At 40.5% G+C, this 6,305-nt stretch carries 6 protein-coding genes; 5 read left to right on the forward strand and 1 reads right to left on the reverse strand.

Features of this window, described 5'->3' with window-relative positions; translation table 11 throughout:
• The first annotated feature begins 308 nt into the window (after window positions 1-308).
• Both WMO18_RS10345 and WMO18_RS10350 read left to right on the forward strand, forming a co-directional pair.
• The gene (locus WMO18_RS10345; protein ID WP_248004745.1) at window positions 309-860 is read left to right on the forward strand and encodes an alpha/beta hydrolase family protein; all 552 of its coding nucleotides are present in this window, start codon (window positions 309-311) and stop codon (window positions 858-860) included.
• 9 nt (window positions 861-869) lie between these two features.
• A complete protein-coding gene (locus tag WMO18_RS10350; RefSeq protein WP_248004744.1) occupies window positions 870-1,136 on the forward strand; it encodes an alpha/beta hydrolase family protein in 267 nt (88 codons plus the stop codon).
• Window positions 1,137-1,234: 98 nt separating this feature from the next.
• On the opposite strand, the gene WMO18_RS10355 is transcribed toward WMO18_RS10350, so the two are convergent.
• Window positions 1,235-1,591: a GDSL-type esterase/lipase family protein gene (locus WMO18_RS10355; protein WP_008789346.1), complete on the reverse strand. Its 357-nt coding sequence runs from the start codon at window positions 1,589-1,591 to the stop codon at window positions 1,235-1,237.
• Between the two features lie 188 nt (window positions 1,592-1,779).
• Here WMO18_RS10355 and WMO18_RS10360 point away from each other — a divergent pair, with 188 nt between their 5' ends.
• The 3 genes from WMO18_RS10360 to WMO18_RS10975 all read left to right on the forward strand — a co-directional run bounded on the left by WMO18_RS10360 (window position 1,780) and on the right by WMO18_RS10975 (window position 6,007).
• Window positions 1,780-4,902, forward strand: coding sequence for a M64 family metallopeptidase (locus tag WMO18_RS10360; protein ID WP_211148326.1), 3,123 nt, complete (start codon window positions 1,780-1,782; stop codon window positions 4,900-4,902).
• Window positions 4,903-5,019: 117 nt separating this feature from the next.
• Window positions 5,020-5,796 (forward strand): fibronectin type III domain-containing protein, encoded by a 777-nt coding sequence (locus tag WMO18_RS10365; RefSeq protein ID WP_367286583.1) that lies wholly within the window; start codon window positions 5,020-5,022, stop codon window positions 5,794-5,796.
• A complete protein-coding gene (locus WMO18_RS10975) occupies window positions 5,777-6,007 on the forward strand; it encodes an InlB B-repeat-containing protein (protein ID WP_367575902.1) in 231 nt (76 codons plus the stop codon). Before WMO18_RS10365 ends, WMO18_RS10975 begins: the two co-directional genes overlap by 20 nt.
• Window positions 6,008-6,305 lie beyond the last annotated feature (298 nt).

A 6,305-nucleotide genomic window follows, 5' to 3' on the forward strand; every position in this document is an offset into this window, starting at 1 on the left:
TGCTTTTAATCGCTTATCATATTTTCTGCTCATGGTTTCCTCCATTGGAATATTGATTTTATTATATCATATTCCCCTGTTACTCTATCAAAAATATGATAAACTCTCCATTATTATACTATGACAGTGTGAGTTAACAGTAAACCAAAGAACAATATGTCGATCATGAAAGAATGCTCCTTTGTGTTTCCCGTGCTTATGATTATTACAAGCAAAATAGCTATTGACTAAAACATTTACACAAAATCAGTGTTAAAAATATAGCCGATGCAACAAAAACAAAATACCACTGAATTTGGAGAAAAATTATGATTTTTAAGAAACCTGTTTTATCAGATGGAATTACAGAAAGCACTTTTGAATGCAAAAGAGATGGATTGACGATTCGTGGAACAATCTACCGTCCAAAAGGAGATCATCTTCCGATTGCAATCGTATGTCACGGATTTATGGCATGGCAAGACAGTGTGAAACATTATGCGGCTTTTTTGGCTGAAATGGGATATGTTGCATTTACATTTGATTTTTGTGGCGGTTCTGCTATGTGTGGAAAAAGTGACGGAAAAACCACAGAGATGTCTGTTCTGACAGAAACCAAAGATCTGAAAGCGGTCATTGAATATGTTAGAAATCTTTCCTATACAGATTCTGAAAAAATTTTATTGATGGGATGCAGTCAGGGTGGTTTTGTGTCTGCTTTGGTGGCAGCAAAGAACAACTTTCCGATAGAAAAACTTGTCCTGTTTTATCCGGCATTGTGTATCCCGGATGACGCCAGAGCCGGAAAAATGATGATGGCAAAATTTGATCCGCAAAATGTTCCCGATACTTTCCGCTGCGGACTGATGAAATTGGGGTGATGCTATGCAATGGATGTCATGCAAATGGATGCCTTTGCAGAAATTAAGAACTACGCCGGCAGGGTGTGCATCGTGCATGGTACAAAGGATAAAATCGTAGATGTTTCTTCTGCCAAACGTGCGGCAGAAGCATATAAAAGTACGATGCCGATCGGAATGCAAGATTCCAAACGGGTGCAACTTCATTTTATAGATGGCGGAGGGCATATGTTTTCGAAAAAGCATGATGTCATTGCAATGAAATTATTAAAAGAATTCGCCGCAAAACACGAATGATTTTCATCTGATACCATATGGACAAATCTCCACCTTTAAAGACTTGACAGTTGATATAATCTGCCATCACCTCGGAACATTCGTGTTCCGAGGCTTTTTTATGCCCGAATACTGCTTTTTACGGCGGTATTCGAGCAAAGTGTCTGCGTTCTTTGCAAAATTTCTTTTATATTTTTCAAGGTGTACTCGGTCGGAACTCCTATGCCGATGTCATTCGTTCCGATTAAAATCACAAGATTTTTCGGGTTTATGTTCAAGGCGTTACATTCAAGCCTTTCCAACAATCTGTCGCTGTCAACGGCAAACAATCCCGCACCGATTGCGCCGCAAAATTCAGGCTTATCGGATATGAAAATCTTTGTGTTCAACCGCTTTTGCAACACTTTTTTCAAAAACGTGTTTTCGGGCAGATGAAATAGTCCCCCTTGGCTTGCAACTAAACCTAAAAATCGCATAATTTTTAAGGCTTTTGCCCTGTTTTGGGCAGAAGCCTTTTTGCATATTTAATAAGATTTTCTTCTTCGTGTAATATTAAATGTGTCGGCTGTAAAATTAACATAAATTTAATTGGATTTTCATTGACACATATAACACCTTACAATATAATAAAAGCAAATATATAGCTTATAAAGGAGGTTCCTTAATGACGAAAAAAATAACCGCAATATTCTTGGCATTGTGCATGGCAATTTCCGTTTTGCCGATGACCATTCAGGCGGCATCAAAGCCCGATATTAAAGTTGGCGACTATGTTAAAATGGGCGCGTATAACAATGCCTCAATTCTTTGGCGATGTGTAAGCATTGACAATAACGGACCGCTTATGCTTGCAGACAAAATTGTTGACACCCTTGCATATGATGCCAAAACAAATGACAACAGCAATTCAAAATCACACAGCAGAAGCTATAAGCGTGATGATTACGGTTCTAACTATTGGAAAGACAGCAATATGCGTTCTTGGTTAAATTCGACCGCAGCTGAAGGCAAAGTCGATTGGCTTTGCGGCAACCCTCCGAAAGACGGATATGTAAGTGGTGTGGGAGCGTACAACGAAAAAGCGGGTTTTCTCAACGCTTTTTCAAAATCTGAAATTGCGGCAATGAAAACCGTTACCCAGCGTTCTCTCGTTTCTCATCCCGAATACAACAAGGGCATAGTTGATGGAGACGCAAATTCGGATTTGTTATACTACACCGATATTTCGGAAGCGGTGGCAAACTACGACAGTTCATATTTTGAAACTACAACCGAAAAGGTTTTTCTTCTTGATGTAAAGCAGGCTAATGCCGTGTGGAAAAATCTCAAAGGTTATTATGTTGCGTATAATAATGACGGTATGGCTTGGCCTTATTGGCTTCGCACTCCTGTTACCGATTGCAATCACGATATGCGTTATATCAGTTCATCGGGTCAGGTCGGTCGTTATGCTCCGTGGTATTCCGATTTGGGCGTAAGACCTGCATTTTATCTCGATTCCGAATATTTTGTTACAACTTCCGGCAGCGGCTCACAAAGCAGTCCTTATATCGGCTCTGCTCCAAATAAGCAAGAGGATGATTATACAATTTCGGAACCTGCCGAGGACGCAAATCCCGATTGGAATGTCAGCACCGAGCAAAGCATTCAGCTCACCCTCGGCCCGTGGTATTCAAATGACGGAAAATATTCTAATCCTACCATCCCTGTTTATACCATCCAAAAAACACGCAGCGACACGGAAAATATGGTTGTTGTCGTTTGCGGCGAGGGATACACAAAAAGTCAGCAGGGCAAATTCATCAATGATGTCAAACGACTTTGGCAGGACGCTATGAAATATGAACCGTATCGCAGTTATGCCGACAGATTCAATGTTTACGCTCTTTGCACAGCTTCCGAATCGACTTTTGACAATGGTGGAAGCACCTTCTTTGATGTTATAGTCGACAAATATAATTCGCCTGTTATTTCTAATAATCTCCACGGAAGTCAGTGGAAAAATCATATTTTTGAGAGATGTATCGGTCCTGAATTTATCGAGAAAATTCACGATGCTCATATCAAAAAAAAGTGTGATCCAAACACAATTCCGTCCGGTTCGGAATATGAGCCTTATTATTATGTTCACGATTATATTGCTCAGTTCGCTATGGTTGTAAACACAAAATCAGATTTCGGCGGTGCTTATAATAACCGTGAATACGGCTTCCATTATTTCATTTCGCCATCAGACAGTTATCGTGCGTCAAAAACTTTTGCACACGAGTTTGGACACGGTTTGCTCGGTCTCGGTGATGAATACAGTAACGGATATTTGCTTGACGATAAGGAACTTAAATCACTCAATCTTTCCTCGGTTGAAGACCCGGAAAAGATAAAATGGCGACAGCTTTTAGGTTTTAGAAACACATATACCTGCCGCAATGCTTACGGCTCAAAAATGCTTGTTTCAAGTTATGAGTGCATAATGAGAGACACAAACTATCAATTCTGTGAGGTTTGCCGTTTGCAGGGCTTCAAGCGAATGTCTCAGCTTGTTAAGGATGTAGACCTTTATGTTGCAACTCCCGAGGTTAAGGAATATACGGGCGCTTATTCAAAGCCGTCTGATTTTACCAACCTTGAAACAAGTTCATATTATAATTACACATATAATCGCAATGACCGACTTTTGAGCGGCAACAGCAAAAGCAGATTTAATACTAATATGAACGGTAAAAAAATCGAGCTTAGAACTGTTATTCAAAACATTTCAGATAAAAATGCACGACAATTAAAATTCAAAATGTGGATTAAGCACTCCGACGGAAGCGTTGCGACCGATTCATCGGGGAATCCGCTTCAAACAGTACAAACATTTGACATTCCTGTTTGGAATGATAAGGCAAATTTCTGGCCGCTCGGTGCTTTGGATCACATCAAAAGCGACTTTAATTCAGGCTTAAAGAGTTGCTCGCTTATTTATCAAATTCCGTCTGATGCACAGCTTAAGAGCGGCGATACCGTGGCATTTCAGGTGCTCGATGAAAACGGAAATGTGCTTGCAGACGACAATACGGAAACACAGCGCTACACAACCGTTTCAATTCAGTATAAATTTGAGGACGGCTCTGAAATTCCAAACACTGCCGGCGGAACATTTACCGTGCCATACGGCACAAAGCTTGATTTAACACCGGCAAAAACACTTTATGATTATGAATTTATAAAGGTTGACGGCTTGAATAAGCCTATTGTTTCGGACGGAACGGTTGTTACATATTATTACAAAAATAAAAACGAAGAACACACTCACAATCTGACTTTGGTTGCTGCGAAAGCTGCCACCTGCACTACTGCGGGCAATTCCGCATACTACACCTGCGATGGCTGTGACAAGTGGTTCGCAGATGCAACAGGATCGGTAGAAATTACCGATAAAACCAGTGTGAAGATTCCGGCTCCCGGACATACCGCAGGCACAGAATGGAAGTCTGATGATACTAACCACTGGCATGAATGTTCTCGTTGCCACGACAAAAAGGACGAAGCGGCTCACGATTACGGTTCTGACAATGTTTGCGACACCTGCGGATATGACAAAACTGTATCACAGCCTACATACCAAATGGGTGATGTAAACGGTGATGGTATTGTAAATGTTAAGGATGCATCTGCAATTCAAAAGTATGCTGCCGAAATGACAGTTGAATTAAACCTAAAGTTAGCTGACTATAACAAAGATGGTTATGTTAATGTTAAGGATGCAACTGATATTCAAAAGACAACTGCATTCTTAAACTAATCAGTATTAGTTATTAACTTAAATTTAAAGGACGAAGCGGCTCACGATTACGGTTCTGACAATGTTTGCGACACCTGCGGATATTACAAAACTGTACCGCACACTCACAATCTGACTTTGGTTGCCGCGAAAGCTGCCACCTGCACAGAGGGCGGTAAGGAAGCATACTACAAGTGCGAAGGTTGTGGCAAGTTCTATGAAGATGTACTCGGTACAAAGGAAATAACCGACCTTGCATCTTGGGGCAATATTGCTAAGATTGCCAACACCACAAAGCAAACCGTAACAAAGGCAACCCCAACAGCAAACGGCAAGATAGTAAATTACTGTTCGGTATGTAAGAAAACTCTTTCAACAACAGTAATTCCAAAGGCATCAAGCATAAAGCTTAAAGCAACATCATTAACATATAACGGAAAGGTTAGAACACCTAAGGTTATTGTTAAGGACAGAACAGGAAAGACACTTGTTAAGAATACTGACTATACTGTGTCTTATGCAAAAGGCAGAAAGTATGTTGGCAAGTACGCAGTAAAGATTACCTTTAAGGGTAAATACAGCGGAACAAAGACGCTTTATTTCACAATCAAGCCAAAGGCAACAAGTATTTCCTCACTTAAAGCAGGTTCAAAGAAGTTTACAGTAAAGTGGAAGAAGCAGGCTACACAGACAACAGGCTATCAGGTACAGTACAGTGCCTCAAGTAAATTCAGCAAGGTTAAGACCGTAACAGTAGGCAAGAATACAACAGTATCAAAGAAAATTTCAAAGCTTTCGGGCAAGAAAAAGTATTATGTAAGAGTTCGCACCTATAAGACAGTTAAGATTAACGGCAAATCCATAAGGATTTATTCAGGCTGGTCAAAAGCTAAGACTGTTACAACAAAGAAATAAAAACTATACCGTAACCTTTGATTCTGCCGGTGGCTCTGCAGTAACGACTCAGACTATCGAAGAAGGTCAGAAGGCAACCAAACCTGCCGCTCCTACCAAGTCTGACGATACCACCAAGCCTTCGGATGATGTTCAGAATCCGCAGACCGGCGACAACAGTATGAGTGGCTGTGGATCGCTCTGCTGTTCGTCAGCGGTTTCGGAGTTGTGACAACTACTGTTTATACTAAAAAAGAAAATCTGTGAAATAACAGATAGCTAACCATTTAAGGATGGCGGTAGCGGAGCTTCCGCTGCCGCCTTTTCCTTACGAAAAGGATTTCTTCGGAAAGAAATCGAACAAGGAGAAATCAAATGGACGAACAAGAAAAAGAAATTGAAGAAATACTCAGAACATTTGACAAAGCACCTTCGCCTTCGTCAGAGAATAGTGGGGACTTTGTCAATAATTTGATATAAAAAAAGTAAAAAAGAGGGGGATATTTACATTGCTAATCGGTGTGAAGTGA

The sequence above is a fragment of the Ruminococcoides intestinihominis genome, assembly GCF_040096285.1.
In the GTDB taxonomy this organism is placed as follows: domain Bacteria; phylum Bacillota; class Clostridia; order Oscillospirales; family Acutalibacteraceae; genus Ruminococcoides; species Ruminococcoides intestinihominis.